A 17,897-nucleotide genomic window follows, 5' to 3' on the forward strand; every position below is an offset into this window, starting at 1 on the left:
CATGACTCAGAATTCCATCACCCGCAGCTGGGTCGCCTCGGCCAACGGTCACGCGGATTTCCCGTTGCAGAACCTGCCGCTGGGCGTGTTCAGCAACAACGGTTCGGCACCGCGCGCCGGCGTGGCGCTTGGTGAACACATCTTCGATCTGCAAGTGGCGCTGGAGGCCGGGCTGTTCGACGGCGCCGCGCGCAGTGCCGTCGAAGCCATGCACGGCGGTCAGTTGAACGCCTTCTTCGAGCTCGGCCGCGACGCCCGCGTTGCCCTGCGCGAGCGTCTGCTGGAACTGTTCAGCGAAGGCAGTACCCATCGCGGCAACATTGAAGCCCAGGGCGCAAAACTGCTGCCACTGGCCGCCGATTGCCAATTGCACCTGCCGGCACGCATCAGCGACTACACCGACTTCTACGTCGGCATCGAGCACGCGCAGAACGTTGGCAAACTGTTCCGCCCGGACAACCCGCTGCTGCCGAACTACAAACACGTGCCGATCGGCTACCACGGTCGTGCGTCCACGGTGCGCGCCTCCGGTGCCGACGTGCGCCGTCCGAAAGGCCAGACCCTGCCGGCCGGCGCGACCGAGCCGACCTTCGGCCCGTGCGCACGGCTGGACTATGAGCTGGAACTGGGGATCTGGATCGGTCAGGGCAACGAGATGGGCGAGCCGATCGCCATCGGTGACGCCGCTGAACACATCGCCGGTTTCTGCCTGCTCAACGACTGGTCGGCCCGTGACATCCAGGCCTGGGAATACCAGCCGCTCGGCCCGTTCCTGTCCAAGAGCTTCATCACCAGCGTCTCGCCATGGGTGGTGACTGCCGAAGCGCTGGCGCCATTCCGTACCGCGCAACCGGCGCGTCCGCAAGGCGACCCGCAGCCGCTGCCATACCTGCTCGACAAGCGCGATCAGGATGGCGGTGCCTTCGACATCGAGCTGGAAGTGCTGCTGCTCACCGAAAAAATGCGCGAGCAGAACCTGCCGGCCCATCGCCTGACCCTGAGCAACACCCGCTACATGTACTGGACCGTCGCGCAAATGGTTGCACACCACAGCGTCAACGGTTGCCAGTTGCAGGCCGGTGACCTGTTCGGTTCGGGCACCTTGTCCGGCCCTGAAAACGGTCAGTTCGGCAGCCTGCTGGAAATCACCGAGGGCGGTAAAAAGCCGATCGAGCTGGCGTCCGGTGAAGTGCGCAAGTTCCTTGAAGACGGCGACGAAATCATCCTGCGCGCCCGCTGCGCCCGCGAAGGTTTTGCTTCGATCGGCTTCGGCGAATGCCGTGGCACCGTGCTGGCGGCACGCTGACAGGAGCGGCTCATGGATCTCTACACCTATTACCGTTCCACCTCGTCGTACCGGGTGCGGATCGCGCTGGCACTCAAGGGCCTCGACTATCAGGCGTTGCCGGTCAACCTGATCGCACCGCCCGGTGGCGAGCATCGGCAACCCGTGTACCTGGCGATCAATCCCCAGGGCCGGGTGCCGGCGCTGCGTACTGACGAAGGCAAGTTGCTGATTCAGTCACCGGCGATCATCGAGTATCTGGAAGAACGTTATCCACAGGTGCCGCTGCTGCCCGAAGACCTCGTTGCCCGTGCCCAGGTGCGCGGCGTAGCGGCGGTGATCGGCTGCGACGTGCATCCGCTGCACAACGTCAGCGTGCTCAATCGCCTGCGCGGTCTGGGGCATGACGAGCCGCAGGTCAACGAGTGGATCGGCCACTGGATCAGTCAGGGGCTGGCGACGGTGGAGCAGTTGATCGGCGACAGCGGCTTCTGTTTCGGCGAGTGGCCGTGCGTGGCGGACGTTTACCTGATTCCGCAGTTGTACGCGGCCGAGCGGTTCAACGTATCGCTGGAGGCGTATCCACGGATTCGTCGGGTGGCCGCATTGGCCGCTGAGCATCCGGCGTTCATTGCAGCGCATCCGGCGAATCAGCCGGACACGCCGAAGTAGCATTTGATGGCTCCCGTGCAGCGCACGGGAGCCATTCCGGTTACCCGCAAAAAATCATAAAAACAAAACAGGTACCTTGCGATGCACAACCAGATTGCCAGCTTCCGGGCGGCACTCGACGCCCGTCCTGTGTCCCGCTTTCAGTGGTTGCTCCTGATGCTTCTCGCCTTGCTGCTGGTTACCGACGGCTATGACGCCCAGGTGCTCGGTTACGTGGTGCCGGCGCTGGCGCAGGACTGGGGCCTGGAAAAATCCGCATTCGGCCCGGTGTTCAGCGCCAACCTGCTGGGGCTGACCCTCGGCTCCCTTGCTGTTACGCCGCTGGCCGACCGCTTCGGCGTTCGACGGATTCTGCTCGCCTGCGTGCTGATCTATGCCAGTCTCACCGTGCTGATGGTGTTCGCCGATTCCCTGAATACCCTGATGATCGCGCGCTTCATCTGCGGCATCGGCATGGGCGGTGCGATGCCCAGCGCCATGGCGTTGATGTCGGAATATTCGCCGCCACGCCTGCGCACGCTGATGGTGACGCTGGCGGCCTGCGGTTTTTCCTTCGGCGGGGCGGCGGGTGGTTTTGTCGCGGCGGGTTTTATCGACCGCTTCGGCTGGCAAGCGGTGTTCCTTGCCGGTGGTGTCACGCCGCTGCTGTTGTTTCCGTTTCTCTGGTGGATGCTGCCGGAATCCTTGCCTCGGCTGCTGCGTGACGCTCCACCGTATGCGCGCCTGCGCAAGGTCACTGCGCGGATGCTGCCGGACTGGCAACCGCCCGCCGCATCGGTTGAGCAGAACGAGCGCGAGCAGGGCAGCAAACTGACCGTGGTGGAGTTGTTCCGCAACGGTTACGCCCGCCCGACCTTGCTGATCTGGGCCACGTTTTTCGTCAGCCTGATCCTGCTGTATTTCATGATCAGCTGGCTGCCGTCGCTGCTGCTGGAAAGTGGCCTGAAGCTCAACGAAGCGAACCTGGTGACGTCGATGTTCCTGTTCGCCGGCACGCTGGGGGCGATCTGCATGGCGTGGTTCGCCGACCGATTGAAAAGCAAGGTGAGGCTGCTGTCCGGTGTGCTGGCTGGCGCGGCGCTGTGCACGATCCTGCTGGGCCTGAATCACGACAATCCGCGTTATCTGGTGGCCTGTGTGTTTGCGGCGGGATTCTGCATCATCGGCGGGCAACTGACGCTTAATGCGTTCGCCAGCAATTTCTATCCGGCCCACGTGCGTGCCACCGGCACCGGTTGGGCGCTGGGGGTAGGGCGCTTCGGCTCGGTTCTCGGGCCGCTGTTCGGCAGCCTGTTGCTGGCAATGCACATTCCGGTGGAGCAGATTTTCTTCTTCTGCGCGATTCCGGCGGTGATTGCGGCGTTGCTGATTATTCAGGTGCGTTCGCCAGCCACTGCCCTGCTCAGTGGACGACTGAGTTCGGCGGCAGATGCCCCAGCCGTTCCGTCAGGCGAAGTCGCTGAATCGGGTCGTCACTGAGCAATAGCGCGTGCTCCAGATCGAAACGCTCGGCGTTCGGGCAATCGAGGCGCTGGTACAGACTGGCCCGGGCCAGATAGTCGGCGGCGCTGGCGTTACCCAGTTCGAGCACGCGCTCGGCATCGATCAACGCGGCGATGAAGTCGTCGTGGGTCAGGTGCAACTGGCGCAGGTTGCGTGACAGGCGCTGAAGCATCTGCACCGGTTCGGCAGTCAGCAGATGGTCGGCGCTGAGTTTCATCTGGTGGCCGTACTGACGGTGCAGCAGTTCACGGCAGTCGTTCGGATACAGACGCCGTCCGCCGCAGGGATCGAGCAGGTGGTCGGCCCCGGGAACCTTAAGCAGGAAATGCCCGGGGAAGTTCACCCCGACCAGCGGAATCTCCAGGCCACGGGCCAGTTCCAGAGCGATCAGTGCCAGCGCCAGCGGCTGGCCGCGTTTGGTCTGCATGACTTTGTGCACCATCGCGGCCTGTGGGCGCAGCGGTATGAAATCATCTTGCGCGAAGCCCAGATCGGTCATCCGCCGCAACAACGGTTGCGCCAGCTCGCTGACCGGCAGCAACGGCAAGCCATAGCTGACCCGCTGTTGCAGCTCCTTGAAGTCCTGCAGCAGTGCTTCGGGATCGACTTGTTTGTCGTGTTCGGCGGCCATCCACAACGCGGCTTCGAACAGCGCGGGCGGTGAACGGTGCAGACATTCGAAAAAACGTTGGCGCGGACTCATCTCAATCTCCGGGGCATGCCTCGTTTTAGCCCCGTCTTTGCCATTCGTCCAGTGCCGGGCCGCTCTGCCATCGGGTTATGCCACAAGCCCGTGATCTGTGGCGGCGCTTATTCCGGCGCGCTTCAGCAATTTTCAGGCGCAAGCCTATACTGGCGTCTACCAGAAGTGATTCGGGAGCCTGCCGATGTTCGCTCTCATGCAAAGCACTCGCCTGGAATCGCTGCACCTTAGCGTTGATCCGGTGTCCGGATTGAAGGCGGTCATTGCCATTCATAACAGTCGCCTTGGGCCTGCCCTGGGCGGGTGTCGTTATCTTGCCTACCCGAACGACGAATCCGCAGTCGAGGACGCCATACGCCTGGCCCAGGGCATGAGCTACAAGGCTGCGCTGGCCGGGCTCGCTCAGGGTGGCGGGGTGGCCGTGATCGTGCGGCCGGCCCATGTGGAAAACCGCGCTGCATTGTTCGAAGCCTTCGGACGTTGCATCGATCAGCTCGACGGGCGCTACATCACCGCCATCGACAGCGGCACTTCGGTGGCGGACATGGATTGCATCGCCCAGCAGACCCAGCATGTCACCAGCACCACCTCCGCCGGCGACCCGGCGCCGCATGCGGCGATGGGCGTGTTCACCGGAATTCGCGCCACGGCCATGGCGCGGCTGGGCAGCGACAACCTAGAAGGCTTGCGCGTGGCGATTCAGGGGCTGGGTAATGTCGGGTTTGCGCTCGCCGAGCAGCTGCACGCAGCGGGGGCCGAACTGCTGGTCAGCGACATCGACCACGGCAAGGTGCAACTGGCGATGGAGCAGCTCAACGCTCATCCGATTGCCAACGACGCTTTGCTCAGTACGCCGTGCGACATCCTCGCGCCGTGCGGCCTCGGCGGGGTGCTCAACAGCCACACGGTCACCCAGTTGCGCTGCTCGGCGGTAGCGGGCTCGGCCAACAATCAGCTGACGCACCTGGACGTCGCCGATCAACTGGAGCGGCGGGGCATCCTGTATGCACCGGATTACGTGATCAATGCCGGCGGGCTGATCTACGTTTCCCTCAAGCATCGCGGCGAAGAACTGACGACCATCACCGCGCACCTGTCGAAGATCAGTTCGCGACTGACCGAAGTCTTCGCCCATGCCCAGGCAGAAAAACGTTCACCCGCGCGGGTGGCAGACGAGCTGGCGGAAAAGGTTTTGTACCGCTGAGATTGGTCCGGGCATGAAAAAGCCCCTGAGTCTTTCAACTCAGGGGCTATTCAATTCAGAGGCTTCGATTCAGGTGTCGATTACTTCGCAGCCTTTGCCGCCTTGGCAGGTTTGGCTGGCGCTTCTGCCGGTTCGGCCATTTCGGCCGTTTCGGTCGCCACAACCGGTGCCGCCGGTGCGTTGATCAGCTCCGACAGCGCATCAGGCTGGCTCTTGAATGCCCGGGCGAATACATCGCGGTTCTTCGCCATGAAGATCCCGACTTCTTCCACTTGCTGCTCGCTCAACGAAGGAACGGCTTTTTCCAGCACTTCGGCCAACAGTTCGGCCAGTTCGAGCATTTTGTCATGACGGTCAGCTTCGGCTTTATCCATGAACAAGCGCTCCAGATCTCGGCTGCTGCGGTATACCACTTCGACGGCCATTCACCACCTCACATGCCTTCACATTAAGTTGTCTTTGCGACTACTGTATCTATATACAGCGAAAAGGATAAGCGAATCCCTGCGCTTTGGGTAGTGGCTTTTCAATGTAGACCGGATTCGGATTTTGTCAGCCCGACGCCTGCGCACAGGTGCGACCAAACGCCACGGCGCAGGTTTCGCGGCGGCTCGCCATGATGGCGTGGCCTCTTTTCTGCATGCATCTGCGTACGTGCGCAATAACCGTCACGTCCAGCAAGCAACATCCGCTCGAACCGGGCTAAGGAACCTTCATCGTGAAAATCAACTGGGCCGAGAAACTGCGGCAAAACGTGCATCAACTGGCCGAGTCCCTGGGCAACCTGTTCGTCGAGACCTTCCACTATCTGGCGCTGTTCGCCATTGGTGCGGTAACCGCATGGGCGGCGGTGATGGAGTTTCTCGGAATGCTCGAGGAAGGGCACATCAAGATCGATGACATTCTGTTGCTGTTCATCTATCTGGAACTGGGGGCGATGGTCGGGATTTACTTCAAGACCAACCACATGCCGGTGCGCTTCCTGATCTACGTGGCGATCACGGCACTGACGCGCCTGCTGATCTCCAACGTCTCGCACCACAATCCGCCGGACATGGGGATCATTTACCTGTGCGGCGGGATTCTGCTGCTGGCGTTCTCGATCCTGGTGGTGCGTTACGCCTCGTCGCAATTCCCTTCGGTGAAAATCGAGAATCCGCACCGCAAGATCGGCACGGGTTCCAGTGAACATCCGGAAGTGGAGAAGGGCGAACTCTAAAGGCCGGCCGTTGGCCGGGGCTGATGTTTGGCCTGACGCGGTGGCGGAGCGATTCCGTCGCCGCGTGTCATGGCGTCGAGTACCGCCATGGCGCTGTGGCCCTGTTCGATGGCAATGCCGAACTGAATGCTTTGCACCAGGCGTTTGAGGCGCTTGGGGTCATTGCGCTGTTCGGCGCTGATCATCCGCTTGGCGACGATCCGTCCGCTTTTGGAGAGGGTCAGCATGATGCTGCCGTCGAGGCCCTGAATGCTCAGATTGATCTGATAGTCCGGCGCGAAGGCATCGGTAATGATCTGAAAAGGATTGTCCATGATGCGTCACCGCCTGATTGAACGTGCAGTTGTTGACCGGCCTTGATCGGGTTGGTTCGCCAAACCTGACCATCGGCCTTTCCGTGGTCCTGTCTCCTTCAGCGATGTAGCAAGGGACATGCCGGGAATATTGTCGAACAATGAAACCGGCCAAAAAGAAGGCGAGCCCCTGGCTCGCCTTCTTCGTGTGCGGCCCGTTTCAGGGCAGAACCGAGTAGATGATCGCAGACAGTGCAATCAGGCCGATCAGCACCACGAACACGTTGGATGCCTGGCCCGAATGCTGGCGCAAGGCTGGCACGCGGCGGATGGCGTACATCGGCATCAGGAACAGCAGGCAGGCAATCACCGGCCCGCCGAGGGTTTCGATCATGCCGAGGATGCTCGGGTTGAAGGTCGCCACGGCCCAGCAGCTGAGGATCATGAACAGCGCGGTCGCACGGTTCAGCCAGCTCGCCGACATCACCCGGCCACGGCTGCGCAGGCTTTTGACGATCATGCCCTGGAAGCCTTCGCTGGCGCCGATGTAATGGCCGAGGAAGGACTTGGTGATCGCCACCAACGCAATCAGCGGCGCAGCGTAAGCGATGACCGGGGTCTGGAAGTGGTTGGCCAGGTACGACAGGATCGAGATGTTCTGCGCCTTGGCCGCTGCCAGATCCGCCGGCGACAGCGCCAGCACGCAACTGAAGCAGAAGAACATCACCGTCACCACCATCATGCCGTGGGCCATGGCGAGGATGCCGCTGCTCCTGCGCTCGGCCTGCTCGCCGTAGCGCTGTTTCTGCTCGACGGCGAACGCGGAAATGATCGGCGAATGGTTGAACGAGAACACCATCACCGGGATCGCCAGCCACAGGGTCTTGAGGAACACCGACAGTTCCATCGGTTCTTGAGCACTGGCGAAGAACGCGCCGTTCCAGTTCGGAATCAGGCTGATGCCGAGCAACAGCAGCGCGGCGACGAACGGATAGACCAGCACGCTCATGGCTTTGACGATCACGCTCTGACCGCAGCGGACGATGGCCATCAGACCGAGGATCAACGCCAGCGACAGTACCGCTCGCGGTGGCGGGGCGATGTGCAATTGATGTTCGAGGAAGCTGCTGAGGGTGTTGGTCAGCGCCACGCTGTACACCAGCAGGATCGGGAAGATCGCGAAGAAATACAGCAGCGTGATCAGTTTGCCGGCGCCGATGCCGAAGTGTTCTTCCACCACTTCGGTGATGTCACCGGAGCGGCCCGACAGCACGAAGCGGGTCAGGCCCCGGTGCGCGAAGAAGGTCATCGGGAACGCCAGCAACGCCAGGATCAGCAACGGCCAGAAGCCGCCGACACCGGCGTTGATCGGCAGAAACAAGGTGCCGGCACCGATGGCGGTGCCGTACAGGCCGAGCATCCAGGTGGTGTCGAATTTGCTCCAGCCCTTGTGGGCGGTTTCGGTATTGCGTGTGCGGTCTACAGCGGGATTTTCGGCAGCGGGTGTGCGTACATCGGTCATCGTTTTTGCCTCGTTATTATTCTTGCTCGGGCTCACGTGTTACGGGCGGTCAGGGAGTGCTCCTCAGCACTCCACCCAGCTCACGGCCAGGCCGCCCCGTGAAGTCTCTTTGTATTTGTCATGCATGTCGGCGCCGGTATCGCGCATGGTGCGGATCACCCGGTCGAGAGAAATGAAGTGTTTGCCGTCGCCGCGCAGGGCCATTTGTGTAGCGTTGATCGCCTTCACCGCAGCGATGGCATTGCGCTCGATGCACGGCACTTGCACGAGGCCGCCGACCGGGTCGCAGGTCAGACCGAGGTTGTGTTCCAGGCCGATTTCGGCGGCGTTTTCCAGTTGCTCCGGAGTAGCGCCGAGCACATCGGCCAGACCCGCAGCGGCCATGGCACATGCAGAGCCGACTTCGCCCTGACAGCCGACTTCGGCGCCGGAGATCGAAGCGTTTTTCTTGCACAGGATGCCGACCGCTGCCGCGCCCAGAAAGAACGCGACCACGTCGTCGTCCGACGCGTCCGGATTGAATTTCATGTAGTAGTGCAGAACGGCCGGGATGATCCCGGCAGCGCCATTGGTCGGCGCGGTGACCATGCGCCCGCCGGCGGCGTTCTCTTCGTTGACGGCGAGGGCGAACAGGTTGACCCACTCCATCGCTGACAGGGTCGAACTGATGACGTTCGGCTTGCCGATTTCCAGCAGGCTGCGGTGCAATTTCGCCGCACGACGCGGCACATTCAGACCGCCGGGCAGGATGCCCTCGTGGCGCAAGCCTTGCTCGACGCATTCGCGCATCACCGACCAGATGTGCAGCAGGCCCTGGCGGATCTCGGCGTCGCTGCGCCAGGCCCGTTCGTTGGCCATCATCAGTTCGGACACCCGCAGGTTGTGCTGCTTGCACAGCGCCAGCAGTTCGACGGCGCTGGAGAATTCGTAAGGCAACTCGACGTCGCCGGCCGGCGCTACACCGGATTCGGCTTCGGCCGCTTCGATGATGAAACCGCCGCCGACCGAGTAGTACGTCTGCTCGAACAATTGGCCGGATGCACCGAAGGCTGTCAGCGACATGGCGTTGGGGTGGTAGGGCAGACTCTCGTCCATCAGCAGGAGATCGTGCTGCCAGTTGAAGGTGATCGAGCGTTTACCGGCCAGAGACAGTTGGCCGGTCTCGCGCACTTGCTGGATGCGCGGCTCGATGGTCGACGGATCGATGCTGTCCGGCCATTCGCCCATCAAGCCCATGACCGTTGCGCGGTCGGTGGCATGGCCGACGCCGGTGGCCGAAAGCGAGCCATATAAGCGGATTTCCACCCGCTGCACATCGTTCAGCAAATGCTGGTCGATCAGGGCCTGGGCGAAGGTCGCGGCGGCGCGCATCGGGCCGACGGTGTGGGAACTGGACGGACCGATGCCGACTTTGAATAGATCGAAAACACTGATAGCCATGCTAAACCCTTACAAGCAATGGAGTAGGAATCGCTGCCATTTTTTGTAGGACAAGCGCAATGTCGGCGATACTGCCTACCTCGCTTCAACGTGACTAACGAAACTTCCTAAGTAAGCCTTTAGCAGGACTAAACCATGAGTCGTCAATTGCATGCCCAGACTTACGTCTGGCTGCAGGTGTTTTCCTGTGCCGCGCGGCACCTGTCATTCACCCGCTGTGCCGAGGAACTGCACATCACGCCGGGGGCTGTGAGTCAGCAAATCCGACAGCTGGAAGAGCGACTGGGGTTTCGCCTGTTTCATCGCCGTGCGCGGGGCGTGGAGTTGAGCGCGGAAGGGCAGCGACTGGCGATCACGGTCAACGAGGCTTACGGCAGCATCGACGCGGAATTGCGTCGCCTCGACGCGGGGATGATCAGCGGGATTCTGCGAGTGCGCTCGATTCCGTCGTTCCTCAGCAAATGGCTGACCCCGCGCTTGCCACGCCTGCAACAGCGTTACCCGGACATCCAGTTGCGGCTGGTGGCCGAGGACAGCAGCGTGCCGTTGCATGAAGGGGATTTCGACCTGGCCATCGACCTGAACGACGGCAGCTATCCGGGATTGTTATCCACAGCCTTGCTCGATGAGCAGATTTTTCCGGTGTGCGCACCGGGCCTGTTGCGCGGACGGCCGCCGCTGCACGGGCCGGCGGATCTGGTGCATTTTCCGCTGCTGCACGACATCACCGCCTGGCGCGGCAGCTATGAATACGCGGAGTGGGAGTTTTATCTCAATGCCATCGGTTTCGAGGGCGCGGATGTGCGGCGCGGGCACACGTTCAATCGCAACCACCTGACCATCGAAGCGGCGATTGCCGGCATGGGCGTGGCGATTGCCCGGCGCACGCTGCTCAACGACGAGCTGGAGCGGGGGACGTTGATCGTGCCGTTCGGGATTTCGGTGCCCAATCACAAGCGCTATGTATTGCTTTATGCGCCGGGGGCCCTGAGCCATCCGGGCGTGCGGGCGGTGCATGACTGGCTGGTGGAAGAGGCGGGGATTTTTCGCAGCCTGCACCCGTTGGGTGATGGCCAATTGTGAGCAGATTTTTCGGGGTGGCGGGGCGACCCAACTCCCGACCTTACCAGCGCTTTACTCGGTTGTCCGGCTTTTTTTGCGAATGAATATTTATCTTTTTTAAGGGGTTGAAATGTTCGTCCGGCGGGCCGATTGTTGTAATCAAGAGGTCACGAAATCCTGTTCCAGGCCTCTTGCGAGCTAGCTGAAATAAGGGATGAACTATGCAAATCCAAGTCAACAGCGACAACCATATTCAAAGCAGCAAACGACTGGAGGAGTGGGTACGAACCACAATTGAGAGCACGCTCGACCGTTATGAGGAAGACCTGACCCGTGTCGAAGTCCATCTGAGCGACGAGAACGGTGACAAACCAGGTCCTCATGATTTGCGCTGCCAACTGGAAGCGCGGCCGAAAGGCCATCAACCGATTTCCGTCACCCACAAAGCCGATTCGCTGGAACAGGCGATCGATGGTGCAGCCGAAAAACTGGAGCACGCGCTGGAGCACCTGTTTGGCAAACTGCGCGGCAAACCGCGAGCCGCAGTGGTGCCATTTACCAGCAAGGCGAACGACGCGCTGCTGGAGGAAGAATTTCTAGAGAATGAACAGGCAGCGATCAACAGTTGATACGCTGATTTTCCAAGCCACCCAAAGAGAAAGGGCCTGCAATTGCAGGCCCTTTCTGTTTTCAGCAGGGATCAGAAAGCAACGGAGGTCTGCACGTACACCGTGCGCGGCTCACCGACATACTTGCCCTTGTTGTTGTCATCGAACGAACGGGTGAAGTACTGGGTGTTGAAGATGTTCTTCACGCCCACTGCCACGTTCAGGTCCGACAGCTGCGGGCCGAAGTCATAACCGGCGCGGCTGCTGAACAGCATGTAGCCCGGGATCTTGCCGGTACTGCCGTCGGCGCTTTCTTTCGAGGTGTTGGCGTTGTCGGCGAACTGGTCGCTCTGGAAGCTGCTGTCCAGGTTCAGTTTCCACGGCCCTTCGGTGTAACCGACGCCGATCGTGCCTTTGTGCTTGGACGAGAACGGCACACGATTGCCCTTGTTCGGCCCATCTTCGCGGATGGTTGCGTCGACATAGGCGTAAGTGGCGTAGACGTCGAAGCCGGCCAGCGCCGGGCTCAAGTCGTCGAGAGCGTAATTGACGCTGGTTTCGATGCCCTGATGCCGGGTTTCGCCACGGGCGATCACCGAATCGTTGGTCTGGTTGCTTTCGTACTGGTTGTCGAAGTTGATCAGGAATGCGCCGATCTCCGCTCGCAGCGCGCCGTTGTCGTAGCGGGTGCCGACTTCCCAGGTGCGGGCCTTCTCCGGTTTCACTTCGCCGCTGCTGACGCGGTTGGGCATCTGGCTGTATTGCACGCTACCGAACGAACCTTCGGTGTTGGCGTACAGGTTCCAGCTGTCGGACAGGTGATACAGCACGTTCAGCGCCGGCAGCGCGGTGTTGTAGTCACCCTTGTATTTGACGTTGGTCAGATTGTTTGTCTGCTGCGACTCGATCATCTCGTAGCGCACGCCCGGGGTAATGGTCCACTTGCCGATGTCGATCCGGTCATCGACGAAAAATGCATTGGCTTCCGTGCCGCCACGGGTGTCGCGGTCATTGCGGCTGTTGGTGGTCGGGTATTCGTTGCTGCTGATCGGCGTGCGATAGCGCAGTTCGTGGCCGGCTTCGTTTATGTAGCGATAGCCGACGCCGACTTCATGGCTGGTCGGACCGAGGTCGAAGCCTTGGGCGAAGCGGGTTTCCAGACCGCGCACCCAATACTCGCGCGGCGACAGCGACAGGAACGTGCCCTGATCCAGGTAACCGCTGCGCAGGGTCTTGGTGAAGAAGGTATTGGCGGTGAACTCGCGGCGATCTTCCTGATAGCGATAGCCGACATTGAACATCGTGCGACGGCCCCAGAACTGGTCTTTTGGCCGGGTCGACTGGTACGGATCGGCATCGTAATCGGCGACATTCAGGCCGCCGGGCATGTCCGCCTTGCCTTCGTAATACTGGGCCATGGCGTTGAAACTGTTGGCCTCGTCGAGCTGGTATTTGCCCTTGAGGATCAGGTCGTCGATTTCTGTATCGCTGTGCTCACGCCAGTCGCCACCGCGAGTGCCGGAGTACAACAGCGCGCCGCCCAGACCGTTGGCATTGGTGCCGCCGGCCAGCAGGTTGGCGCTGGTCTTGAAGCCGTCATGGCTGGACGATGGACTGGTTTCAGTCTGGAAACCGCCCTTGACGGTCGGCTCGTCCGGAATCGCCCGGGTCACGAAGTTGACCACGCCGCCGACGTTCTGCGGGCCGTAACGCACGGCGCCGCCACCGCGCACCACGTCCACCGCATCCATGTTGCCCATGCTGATCGGCGCGAACGACAACTGCGGCTGGCCATAAGGAGCGAACGGCACCGGGATGCCATCCATCAACACCGTCGAGCGTGCGGCCAGGCGCGGGTTGAGGCCGCGAATGCCGAAGTTCAGCGCCATGTCGTGGCTGCCGGTGCCGTTGTTTTCCGGGGCGTTCACGCCGGGAATGCGGTTGAGCACGTCACGGGCCTGGGTCGCGCCCTGGCGTTCGAATTCTTCGCGGCGGATCACGTCACGGGCACCGGGATGTTCGAAGACGTTGACCTGCGCAGCCTCACCCAGCCAGTCGCCGACCACTTTCGAGGTGTCCAGCTCCAGGGCGCTGTCGTTCGACGGTTGCAGGCTGAAGGCATTGCCACCCTCGGCGCGGGCTTGCAGGCCGGTGCCTTTGAGCAGCGCGTTCAGACCTTGTTTCGCTGTGTAGTTGCCTTCCAGACCACGGCTTTGCACACCGCTGGTGACTTGCGAGCCGAACGAGATCAGCACACCGGCTTCACGGCCGAACTGGTTGAGGGCGTTTTCCAGCGTCGACGGGGCGATGTGATAAGCCTTGGTTTCGGCGGCTTGCGCAAGTGGCAGGGCGCTGAAGCTCAGGCTGGCGCCGAGGACGAGGTTGCGCAGGGTTCGGGCCAGCGGCGTGAGGCGGGTGGGGTGCATGGAGGACGGTCCTGAGAAGGTTGAATCAAGGGGGCTTTCCTTCTCTGTCACGCCAGATCTGAAAAACGGCTCATTTATTTTTGCAGGGGACGCGGAGCGTCCGGGGCTGCATTCCCACGCGGACGTTTCGACGCCTCGACGTGGGAACGATCAGGCCTTAGCTTCGACCGTCACCCAGTAACGGGTAAAGCGCCTCACTTTTACCGGCAGGCTGATTTCCAGCAGGTCGAGAATCCGCTCGCTGTCGTCCAGTGGATAAGTCCCGGAAATCAGCAGGTCAGCCACTTTCGCATCGCAATGGAGCTGCCCGCGACGGTAGCGACCGAGTTCATCGAGGAAGTCGCCCAGACGCATGTGCGCGGCCACCAGCATGCCGTCGGCCCAGGCGCCGCTGTTGGCGTCCAGCGGTTTTGCCACGCTGACGCCGGTGGTGCTGAAGCTCAGTTGTCGGGCGACCGGCAGCAGCATCGGCGCGCGACCTTGTGCGTTCAATTCGACCCGACCTTCAAACAGTGCAATCTGCGTGCGGTCGGCAAACTGCCGTACGTTTATTCGCGCGCCCTGGGTTTTCAGCACGCCTTGGGCGGTTTGCACGTCGAAGGATTGCGTGGCGGTCAGCAGCATCTCGCCTTCGAGCAGACGGATTAAACCATCGCCCCGGACATCCGCCGCGCTGGCGGTGTTGAGTTGCAACTGGCCGTCGGCGCCGAGCGAGATCTTGCGCCGCTGACCAATCGGGCTGCGGTAATCGGCCAGCAACGATGGCAACGGATTGTGCTCGCGCATGCCCCAGGTGACCGCCGAACCGGCGCCGAGAATCAGCAACAACTTCAGCGCCTGACGACGGCTGCCGGACTTCGGTGCATTCAGTGCGGCGTGGGCCAGTGGCGACGACAACCCGCGCAACCGCGAATTGACCCGCTGAATGTGCTCCCACGCGCGGCGGTGTTCGCTGTGGGCATCGATCCATTGCTGCCAGGCTTGTTGCTGGCGCGGGTTCAACGGGCCTTGCTGCATTTCCAGCAACCAGTGCACCGCCTGTTCGGCGACCTGCGCGGAAAAATCCATCGACGGGTTCACAGGGCGAAGTAGCAGCGCATCGCTGCCTTGTTCAGATGACGTTTGACCGTGGCCACGGAAATGCCCAGTTCGGCGGCGATCTGCGGATAAGTCAGGCCATCGACCTGCGCCAGCAGAAATGCGCGTTTGACGACGCGCGGCAGGCCATCAAGCAACTGATCCAGCTCCATCAGGGTTTGCAGGATGATGGCTTTCTCTTCTTCCGAAGGCGCAACCATTTCCGGTATCTGCGCGAGCGTGTCGAGGTAGGCGCGCTCCAGGTCCTGGCGGCGGTAATGGTTGAACAGCACGCGCTTGGCCAGGGTGGTGAGGAATGCGCGCGGTTCGATAATCACTGGCGGCTCGCGGGCGGTCAGCACCCGGATGAAGGTGTCCTGAGCGAGATCGGCGGCGCTGTCCGGGCAGCCGAGTTTGCGCCGCAGCCAGCCGGTGAGCCAACTGTGGTGGGCCTGATAGAGCGATTCGACAGGATGGGCGGACGGCAACGGCATCACTCCGGGCGCATGCAGGATGCGTTAGAGAACAAGAATGGTTCGCATTGTAGGGCTGTCAGGGATGCCCGGCAATCAGACTCTTTTGCGTATGAGAATATTTATCATTAATATTGCTCGCCTGTCGTTCGGCGTCTTGGTCGGACGTTAATCGTTTCAGGGTCGAAACATGAAAGCCAAACTCGCCACACTTCCCCTGTCCTATCGTCTGGCCGTCACTTCGCGGGTGCTCGCGGCGGTGTTCGGCGGCTATTTGGTCGCGGCATTGGCCAGCGTTACGCTGACGTTGTGGCTGCCGCTGAACCGCGCCGAGGCGGTGGTGACCGGCATGACGGTTTCGTTCCTGGTCTATCTGGTGGCGGTGCTCTGGTGTTTCGCCTGTCGCACGGCGTGGTCGGCGTGGGTTGGTCTGCTGGTGCCAAGCGTGATCCTGGCGACCGTTTCCGGGGCAGCGCGCGGTTTGGGTCTGGCATGAAAGAGGGCTTCCGGCAGGCGATGGCCTGGCTGCACACCTGGACCGGGCTGGTTTTCGGCTGGCTGTTGTTTGCGATTTTTTTGACCGGAACCCTGGCCTATTTCAAAGACGAAATCAGTCACTGGATGCAGCCGGAGATCACGGCCCATCCATTGAATGCCGAAAAAAGCCTGACGCTGGCCCAGCACTATCTGCAACAAAACGCCCCCGACGCTTCGCGCTGGATCATTGGCCTGCCCGACGCCCGCGATCCCGGTCTGAGCGTGGGCTGGCAGCAGACGCCAGCCAAGCCCGGCGAACGCGGCGCATTCACTCGCAAGACGCTCGACGCGCAGACCGGTGTCGAAGTGCAGGCCCGGGAAAGCATGGGCGGCGAGTTTTTCTACCGCTTCCACTTCCAACTGCAAATGCCTTATCCGTGGGGCCGCTGGCTCTCGACCATCGCCGCGATGGTGATGTTTGTCGCGCTGATCACCGGGGTCATCACCCACAAGAAAATCTTCAAGGACTTCTTCACCTTCCGCCCGCGCAAGGGCCAGCGCTCGTGGCTCGACGGACACAACGCGGTGGCTGTGCTGGTGTTGCCGTTTCATCTGATGATCACCTACAGCAGTCTGGTGATCTTCATGTCGATGGTGATGCCGGCGAGCATCCTGGCTTCGTACGGCAACAACGTTCGAGCGTTTTACGACGAGGTTTTTCCCGAATCCAGCATTCCTGAACGGGCCAATCAACCGGCGACACTGGCACCGCTGGCGCCCCTGTTGCTGGCGGCCAGCGAGCAATGGTCGGGTGGACATGTCGGGCGTATCAGCGTGAACAATCCGGGCGACTCCAACGCCGCAGTGGTGATGTCCCGTGCGGGCTCCGACCGTGTGGTAAATGATTCCGGTAGCGCCGTGACCTTCAGCGGTGTCAGCGGACAAGTCATCGGCACAACGCCCGATCAGCCGATGGCGATGGCGGTTGCCGGCAGTTTCTACGGTTTGCACATGGGCCACTTTGCCGGGCCGGTGTTGCGTTGGCTGTATTTCATCTGCGGTCTGGCAGGCACGGCGATGATCGGCACCGGGCTGGTGATCTGGCTCGGCAAGCGTCAGCTCAAACATGCCAAGACCGGAGTGATGCCTTACGAGTTGCGGCTGGTGGAAGTGCTGAACATTGCCAGCATGGCAGGGCTGGTGGCAGCGGTCGCGGTGTTCTTCTGGGCCAATCGTCTGCTGCCGGTGAGTCTGGCCGGGCGTGCCGATTGGGAAGTGAACGCGTTTTTCATCGCCTGGGGCTTGAGCGTGGTGCACGCGATGTTGCGGCCGGGACGCAAGGCCTGGGTCGAACAGCTGTCGCTGGGGGCTGCACTGTTTATCGCGGTTCCGCTTCTTAACGGTTTGACCTCCCCTTACCACCTCGGCGTGACAGTGCCTGAAGGCGACTGGGCCTTGGCCGGTTTCGACCTGACGTGTCTGGGCAGTGGCCTCTTTCTCGCCTGGGCCGCCCGGAAAATGCAGCGCGCTGGACACACCGTCAGCGTGCAAAAGCCAGCCCGCGAAACGGCCCGGCCGATCACCCTTGAGCATGGGACGAACTGAATGCTGCTGCCGCTGTTGCTCTGTTATTGCGCTTTCACGGCGCTGTGCCTGGCGATGCCTCGGCATCATGAAGAACTGCTGGGCCACAAATCTTCGACTCGCCGTCGGCAAGGTTTGAAACTCGTGGGCTGGCTGTTGCTGGGGCTATCGCTGTGGGCAGCGGTTTCCATGAAGGGCTGGAGTTTTGGCCTGGTCGACTGGTGCGCGGTGCTGATGCTCAGCGCGCTGACTCTGGTGCTTTTGTTGCCCTATCGCCCACGCCTGGCCTTGACCATGGCCGGACTTAGCCTGCTCGCCAGCCCGGTCGCTGCATGGGCCTTGAACTGAC

At 61.6% G+C, this 17,897-nt stretch carries 17 protein-coding genes and 1 pseudogene; 10 read left to right on the top strand and 8 right to left on the bottom strand.

The window, feature by feature from the left end; genetic code table 11:
• Position 1 precedes the first annotated feature (1 nt).
• The 3 genes from fahA to K3819_RS04730 all read left to right on the top strand — a co-directional run bounded on the left by fahA (position 2) and on the right by K3819_RS04730 (position 3,436).
• Positions 2–1,306 carry a fumarylacetoacetase gene (fahA, locus tag K3819_RS04720; RefSeq protein ID WP_221398738.1) on the top strand — a complete coding sequence of 435 codons (1,305 nt, stop codon included), beginning with the start codon at positions 2–4 and terminating at the stop codon, positions 1,304–1,306.
• 12 nt (positions 1,307–1,318) lie between these two features.
• Positions 1,319–1,957 (top strand): maleylacetoacetate isomerase, encoded by a 639-nt coding sequence (maiA, locus tag K3819_RS04725; RefSeq protein ID WP_064593466.1) that lies wholly within the window; start codon positions 1,319–1,321, stop codon positions 1,955–1,957.
• An 81-nt stretch (positions 1,958–2,038) separates the two neighbouring features.
• Positions 2,039–3,436, top strand: coding sequence for an aromatic acid/H+ symport family MFS transporter (locus tag K3819_RS04730; RefSeq protein WP_221398739.1), 1,398 nt, complete (start codon positions 2,039–2,041; stop codon positions 3,434–3,436).
• Here the strand turns inward: K3819_RS04730 and K3819_RS04735 are convergent.
• Positions 3,360–4,163: a SirB1 family protein gene (locus K3819_RS04735; RefSeq protein ID WP_085611378.1), complete on the bottom strand. Its 804-nt coding sequence runs from the start codon at positions 4,161–4,163 to the stop codon at positions 3,360–3,362. The genes K3819_RS04730 and K3819_RS04735 overlap by 77 nt on opposite strands.
• A 184-nt stretch (positions 4,164–4,347) precedes the next feature.
• Here K3819_RS04735 and K3819_RS04740 point away from each other — a divergent pair, with 184 nt between their 5' ends.
• Positions 4,348–5,367 (top strand): Glu/Leu/Phe/Val dehydrogenase dimerization domain-containing protein, encoded by a 1,020-nt coding sequence (locus K3819_RS04740; RefSeq protein WP_085611379.1) that lies wholly within the window; start codon positions 4,348–4,350, stop codon positions 5,365–5,367.
• Positions 5,368–5,534: 167 nt separating this feature from the next.
• Here K3819_RS04740 and K3819_RS04745 read toward each other — a convergent pair.
• A pseudogene (locus tag K3819_RS04745) lies at positions 5,535–5,792 on the bottom strand (YebG family protein); the annotation flags it as partial.
• A 293-nt stretch (positions 5,793–6,085) separates the two neighbouring features.
• On the opposite strand from K3819_RS04745, the gene K3819_RS04750 reads away from it, so the two are divergent.
• The gene (locus tag K3819_RS04750; RefSeq protein ID WP_007957255.1) at positions 6,086–6,586 is read left to right on the top strand and encodes a phosphate-starvation-inducible protein PsiE; all 501 of its coding nucleotides are present in this window, start codon (positions 6,086–6,088) and stop codon (positions 6,584–6,586) included.
• On the opposite strand, the gene K3819_RS04755 is transcribed toward K3819_RS04750, so the two are convergent.
• The 3 genes from K3819_RS04755 to K3819_RS04765 all read right to left on the bottom strand — a co-directional run bounded on the left by K3819_RS04755 (position 6,583) and on the right by K3819_RS04765 (position 9,841).
• Positions 6,583–6,900 (bottom strand): DUF3509 domain-containing protein, encoded by a 318-nt coding sequence (locus K3819_RS04755; RefSeq protein ID WP_085611380.1) that lies wholly within the window; start codon positions 6,898–6,900, stop codon positions 6,583–6,585. The genes K3819_RS04750 and K3819_RS04755 overlap by 4 nt on opposite strands.
• Positions 6,901–7,099: 199 nt before the next feature.
• Positions 7,100–8,401 (bottom strand): HAAAP family serine/threonine permease, encoded by a 1,302-nt coding sequence (locus K3819_RS04760; protein ID WP_221398741.1) that lies wholly within the window; start codon positions 8,399–8,401, stop codon positions 7,100–7,102.
• 63 nt (positions 8,402–8,464) lie between these two features.
• Positions 8,465–9,841 carry an L-serine ammonia-lyase gene (locus tag K3819_RS04765; RefSeq protein ID WP_085611382.1) on the bottom strand — a complete coding sequence of 459 codons (1,377 nt, stop codon included), beginning with the start codon at positions 9,839–9,841 and terminating at the stop codon, positions 8,465–8,467.
• Between the two features lie 135 nt (positions 9,842–9,976).
• Here K3819_RS04765 and K3819_RS04770 point away from each other — a divergent pair, with 135 nt between their 5' ends.
• Together K3819_RS04770 and K3819_RS04775 are read left to right on the top strand one after the other, a co-directional pair.
• Complete coding sequence (locus tag K3819_RS04770) at positions 9,977–10,924, top strand: LysR substrate-binding domain-containing protein (RefSeq protein WP_011332523.1); 948 nt, start codon at positions 9,977–9,979, stop codon at positions 10,922–10,924.
• A gap of 200 nt (positions 10,925–11,124) precedes the next feature.
• Positions 11,125–11,532 (top strand): HPF/RaiA family ribosome-associated protein, encoded by a 408-nt coding sequence (locus tag K3819_RS04775; protein ID WP_096819094.1) that lies wholly within the window; start codon positions 11,125–11,127, stop codon positions 11,530–11,532.
• Positions 11,533–11,603: 71 nt separating this feature from the next.
• On the opposite strand, the gene fecA is transcribed toward K3819_RS04775, so the two are convergent.
• The 3 genes from fecA to K3819_RS04790 form a co-directional block, all read right to left on the bottom strand.
• Positions 11,604–13,937 carry a TonB-dependent Fe(3+) dicitrate receptor FecA gene (fecA, locus tag K3819_RS04780; protein ID WP_221398742.1) on the bottom strand — a complete coding sequence of 778 codons (2,334 nt, stop codon included), beginning with the start codon at positions 13,935–13,937 and terminating at the stop codon, positions 11,604–11,606.
• 150 nt (positions 13,938–14,087) lie between these two features.
• Positions 14,088–15,017 (bottom strand): DUF4880 domain-containing protein, encoded by a 930-nt coding sequence (locus K3819_RS04785; RefSeq protein ID WP_085611384.1) that lies wholly within the window; start codon positions 15,015–15,017, stop codon positions 14,088–14,090.
• Positions 15,014–15,502, bottom strand: a complete 489-nt coding sequence (locus K3819_RS04790) for a sigma-70 family RNA polymerase sigma factor (protein ID WP_064600677.1) — start codon at positions 15,500–15,502, stop codon at positions 15,014–15,016. The genes K3819_RS04785 and K3819_RS04790 overlap by 4 nt, the downstream gene beginning before the upstream one ends.
• A gap of 175 nt (positions 15,503–15,677) precedes the next feature.
• On the opposite strand from K3819_RS04790, the gene K3819_RS04795 reads away from it, so the two are divergent.
• The 3 genes from K3819_RS04795 to K3819_RS04805 are packed head-to-tail and all read left to right on the top strand — an operon-like array spanning position 15,678 to position 17,896.
• Entirely contained in the window at positions 15,678–15,983 is a 306-nt protein-coding gene (locus tag K3819_RS04795; RefSeq protein WP_039769401.1) for a DUF3649 domain-containing protein, read from the top strand.
• Complete coding sequence (locus K3819_RS04800) at positions 15,980–17,569, top strand: PepSY domain-containing protein (protein WP_221398743.1); 1,590 nt, start codon at positions 15,980–15,982, stop codon at positions 17,567–17,569. The genes K3819_RS04795 and K3819_RS04800 overlap by 4 nt, the downstream gene beginning before the upstream one ends.
• Positions 17,570–17,896 (top strand): DUF3325 domain-containing protein, encoded by a 327-nt coding sequence (locus K3819_RS04805; protein ID WP_221398744.1) that lies wholly within the window; start codon positions 17,570–17,572, stop codon positions 17,894–17,896. It begins immediately after the preceding gene.
• Position 17,897: the final 1 nt, after the last annotated feature.

Source organism: Pseudomonas sp. 3-2 (assembly GCF_019710535.1).
GTDB classification, from domain to species: Bacteria; Pseudomonadota; Gammaproteobacteria; order Pseudomonadales; family Pseudomonadaceae; genus Aquipseudomonas; species Aquipseudomonas pharyngis.

Excerpts from the sequence above, each read along its gene's own strand:
- fahA (WP_221398738.1), top strand. The coding sequence starts at position 2 with ATGACTCAGAATTCCATCACCCGCAGCTGGGTCGCCTCGGCCAACGGT.
- K3819_RS04795 (WP_039769401.1), top strand. The coding sequence starts at position 15,678 with ATGAAAGCCAAACTCGCCACACTTCCCCTGTCCTATCGTCTGGCCGTC.
- K3819_RS04730 (WP_221398739.1), top strand. The coding sequence starts at position 2,039 with ATGCACAACCAGATTGCCAGCTTCCGGGCGGCACTCGACGCCCGTCCT.
- K3819_RS04755 (WP_085611380.1), bottom strand. The coding sequence starts at position 6,900 with ATGGACAATCCTTTTCAGATCATTACCGATGCCTTCGCGCCGGACTAT.
- K3819_RS04765 (WP_085611382.1), bottom strand. The coding sequence starts at position 9,841 with ATGGCTATCAGTGTTTTCGATCTATTCAAAGTCGGCATCGGTCCGTCC.
- K3819_RS04740 (WP_085611379.1), top strand. The coding sequence starts at position 4,348 with ATGTTCGCTCTCATGCAAAGCACTCGCCTGGAATCGCTGCACCTTAGC.
- K3819_RS04760 (WP_221398741.1), bottom strand. The coding sequence starts at position 8,401 with ATGACCGATGTACGCACACCCGCTGCCGAAAATCCCGCTGTAGACCGC.
- maiA (WP_064593466.1), top strand. The coding sequence starts at position 1,319 with ATGGATCTCTACACCTATTACCGTTCCACCTCGTCGTACCGGGTGCGG.
- K3819_RS04800 (WP_221398743.1), top strand. The coding sequence starts at position 15,980 with ATGAAAGAGGGCTTCCGGCAGGCGATGGCCTGGCTGCACACCTGGACC.
- fecA (WP_221398742.1), bottom strand. The coding sequence starts at position 13,937 with ATGCACCCCACCCGCCTCACGCCGCTGGCCCGAACCCTGCGCAACCTC.
- K3819_RS04775 (WP_096819094.1), top strand. The coding sequence starts at position 11,125 with ATGCAAATCCAAGTCAACAGCGACAACCATATTCAAAGCAGCAAACGA.
- K3819_RS04770 (WP_011332523.1), top strand. The coding sequence starts at position 9,977 with ATGAGTCGTCAATTGCATGCCCAGACTTACGTCTGGCTGCAGGTGTTT.
- K3819_RS04735 (WP_085611378.1), bottom strand. The coding sequence starts at position 4,163 with ATGAGTCCGCGCCAACGTTTTTTCGAATGTCTGCACCGTTCACCGCCC.
- K3819_RS04805 (WP_221398744.1), top strand. The coding sequence starts at position 17,570 with ATGCTGCTGCCGCTGTTGCTCTGTTATTGCGCTTTCACGGCGCTGTGC.